Raw genomic sequence first — 3,333 nt, forward strand, 5'->3', positions numbered from 1 at the left:
CACACGCTGAGCCACCGCCGCCCGGGCCTCCACCGAGAGCATCGATGCCCGGGCCGGACGCCAACATGCCGGCGCGGCCATGGTCGAGCCTCAGCCCGGCTCAACGCGGCCTGCTGGCGCCGTTCCAGGATAAGTGGGACACCTTGCCTTCCGGCCGGCAGCAACACCTTCTCGAACGGGCGGACCAGTGGACTCACCTGCCGCCCGACCGCCAGGCGGCGATCCGCGAGCGGGTAGCGCGGTGGCAGGCCATGACACCTGAGCAACGGGCCGCGGCGCGGCAGAACATGGACCGCTTCAAGGAACTCACGCCCGAGCAGCGGCAACGCCTGCATGCGGCCTTCGAACGCTTCCGCAGTCTTCCGCCCGACCAGCAGGCGGCACTCGTGGCGCGCTGGCGGGCGCAATCACCCGAACAGAGGCGCAACGGCCTGGAGAATATCGGCCCCGATGCCGTCGTCCCGCCGCCGCATGACATGGGCCCCCCGCCCGGTGGCGGCCGGCCGCCGCACGGTCCCGGTGGAGGCCAGCCTCCGTCTCCGCCACACGGCGATGAGCCGTTTTAGCGACAGGCGCCGGCGGCCCATGCAGGCCGCCCGCAGGCAAAGGGTTCAAGCCGCCGACGTTACCTGCCCAGCCACCTGGGTCGCGGTGGCCAGTTCATCGTCGGGGCTTTCCAGCAGCGCACCGTCCTTGAGCAACAGCACGCCGAAATTGAGGTAGTTGCGCGCCAGCATTTCCGAAGCGTGCAACGGCGCACCCGCCGCCAGGTCCGTCGGTCCGATTACCGTGACCGCGCCCACGTGTACCTCGCGCCCGGCTTCAGTGGCCTCGCAGTTGCCGCCGCTCTCGGCGGCCAGATCCACTACCACCGCACCCGCCTTCATGCCCGAAAGCATCGCCCGGGTGATGATCTTCGGTGCCGGCCGCCCGGGCACGGCAGCGGTGGTCACCACCACGTCCACCTGGCGCAAGTGGTCGGACAGGGCCTGCTGTTGGGCCGCGCGCTCCTCGGCCGACAATTCGCGTGCATAGCCGCCTGTGCCGCTGGCGGTGACACCCAGGTCGAGGAATTTCGCACCGAGTGACTCCACCTGCTCGCGCGTTTCCGGACGAACGTCGTAGCCTTCGGTCTGCGCGCCCAGGCGCCGGGCCGTGGCGATTGCCTGCAACCCCGCCACACCTGCGCCGATCACCAGCACGCGGCTGGGACGGATGGTGCCGGCCGCGGTGGTAAGCATGGGGAAAAATTTCGGTGCCGAGGTGGCAGCGATCAGCATCGCCCTGTAGCCCGCCACCGCGGCCTGGGAACTCAAGATATCCATGGCCTGAGCGCGCGTGGTCCGCGGCAACAGCTCCAGCGAATGCGCACGCACGCCCCGGGCGCCGAGCGCCTCCAGCCACTCGGGACTTGTGTGCGGACGCAGCGCGCCTACCAGCACCGAACCCGGCCGCAAGGCCGCAAGGCTGGCCGGCGACGGCGGCTGTACGCACAGGAGGATATCGGCACGCGCCGCGACCGCCAGCGCGTCTGTGAACGTGACGTCCGGATAGGCCTCGTCGGGGAAACCGGCGGATTGTCCCGCCGCGGTTTCCAACAGTACCGACGCGCCCGCCGCCTGCCATTTGCGCGCCGTTTCGGGGGTGATCGCCACCCGGCGTTCGCCTGTGGCGGTTTCGCGAAGGGCGGCAACGGTAAAGGCCATGGACCACACTCCCGTGAAGAGGCACCCCGCGCATCGTACAGGAGGTTGCTAAAATCGACGGATGAACCATGAACCCTTGCACGCCCTGCGGGGCCGCCGCTCCGTTCCCGCCAGCCAGCTTGGTGCGCCAGGCCCCGATGCCCAGGCGTTGCGCCAGCTCCTTGAGGTGGCGGTGCGCGTGCCCGACCACGGCAAACTGGTGCCCTTCCGCATGATCCTGCTCGCGGGCGAGGCCAAGCTGGCCTTCGGCGCGCGCCTGTCAGCCCTCCTGGAAAGTCGACCCGGCCTCTCCGATGCCAAGCGCGAAAAGGAACGCCGCCGCTATGAATACGCCCCGCTGGTGATAGCCGTGGTCAGCCGCATCGACTCAGGCAGCAGCGTGCCCGCCATCGAACAACGGCTTGCCGCCGGCAACGTGGCCTATAACCTGCTGCTTGGTGCCCAGGCTCTTGGTTTCGGTGCGCAATGGCTCACCGGCTGGGCCGCCTACGACGAGGGCGTAGCCGTGTTGCTCGGCCTCGGCCCCAACGAGGGCATCGTCGGTTTCGTGCACATCGGCACGCCGGTCATGGACGCGCCCGAACGCGAGCGCCCGGCCGTGGACGAGGTGGTGTCGTCGTGGACGCCGTAATCCGCCCGGTCGCCCACCTGGTGGATGGAAGCCTGTACGTCTTCCGCGCCTGGCATTCGATGCCCGATGAATTTCACGACGTCGACGGCGAACCGGTCAACGCCGTGCATGGCTTTACCCGTTTCCTGTGCGAACTGCTGGAGCGCACCCGCGCCGAACACGTGGCGGTGGCCTTCGATGCCTCCCTTACCACGTCGTTCCGCAATGCCATCTATCCGGCGTACAAGGCGAACCGTGACTTGCCGCCGCCGGCATTGGTACGGCAGTTCGAGTGGTGCCGGCGCGTGGCCGAGTCCCTGGGACTGGTGGTGATGAACGACCACGAATACGAAGCGGACGACCTCATCGGCAGCGCGCATTTCTCGCTGCGCGCGCATGGTTTCCGCAGCGTCATCGTCTCGGCAGACAAAGACTTCGGGCAGCTCCTGGGCGAGCACGACGAGCAATGGGATTTCGCCAAGAACATCCGCTGGGGCGCCGCTGGCGTATTCGAGCGGATCGGCGTGCATCCGCACCAGGTAGCCGATTACCTGGCGCTGTGCGGTGATGCGGTGGACAACATTCCCGGCGTGCCCGGCATCGGCGCCAAGACGGCCGCCGCCCTGCTGGCCCATTTCGGCGACCTGGACAGCCTGCTCGACCGTATCGACGAAGTGCCGTACCTGCGCCTGCGCGGGGCAGCGGCTTGCGCCGCACGGCTGAAGGAACATGCCGAACTTGCCCGGCTCTACCGGCGCCTTACCCGCATCGCGCTCGATGTCGCGGTCGCCAGCCATGCCCAGGCCCTGCGTCGCCAGGCCGGCGACCTCGCCGGCATCGAGGCCTTGTGCCAGCAGCTGCGGTTCGGTCCACTGACGCGGGCACGTTTGCGTGATCTCGCCGTCACGTGATGCATCCATCATGGGCGGCAAGCCGCAGGTTTAGGAGACACAGCATGACGATCGACCATCCCCGCGCACCCGACGATGCCCGGGCCCCCGTTGAAACGCTGTTCCA

At 68.5% G+C, this 3,333-nt stretch carries 4 protein-coding genes; 3 read left to right on the top strand and 1 reads right to left on the bottom strand.

What is annotated here, in order from left to right; translation table 11 throughout:
• Positions 1–566: DUF3106 domain-containing protein (locus tag VK519_RS16195; protein ID WP_324351448.1), on the top strand; the 566-nt coding region annotated here is incomplete at its 5' end.
• Between the two features lie 45 nt (positions 567–611).
• Here the strand turns inward: VK519_RS16195 and VK519_RS16200 are convergent.
• Complete coding sequence (locus tag VK519_RS16200) at positions 612–1,706, bottom strand: NAD(P) transhydrogenase subunit alpha (protein WP_324351449.1); 1,095 nt, start codon at positions 1,704–1,706, stop codon at positions 612–614.
• A gap of 61 nt (positions 1,707–1,767) precedes the next feature.
• On the opposite strand from VK519_RS16200, the gene VK519_RS16205 reads away from it, so the two are divergent.
• Together VK519_RS16205 and VK519_RS16210 are read left to right on the top strand one after the other, a co-directional pair.
• The gene (locus tag VK519_RS16205) at positions 1,768–2,337 is read left to right on the top strand and encodes a nitroreductase family protein (protein ID WP_324351450.1); all 570 of its coding nucleotides are present in this window, start codon (positions 1,768–1,770) and stop codon (positions 2,335–2,337) included.
• Positions 2,325–3,227 carry a 5'-3' exonuclease gene (locus VK519_RS16210; RefSeq protein WP_324351452.1) on the top strand — a complete coding sequence of 301 codons (903 nt, stop codon included), beginning with the start codon at positions 2,325–2,327 and terminating at the stop codon, positions 3,225–3,227. The genes VK519_RS16205 and VK519_RS16210 overlap by 13 nt, the downstream gene beginning before the upstream one ends.
• The last annotated feature ends 106 nt before the right edge of the window (positions 3,228–3,333 follow it).

The organism is Pinirhizobacter sp. (assembly GCF_035317885.1).
Lineage (GTDB): Bacteria > Pseudomonadota > Gammaproteobacteria > Xanthomonadales > Rhodanobacteraceae > Pinirhizobacter.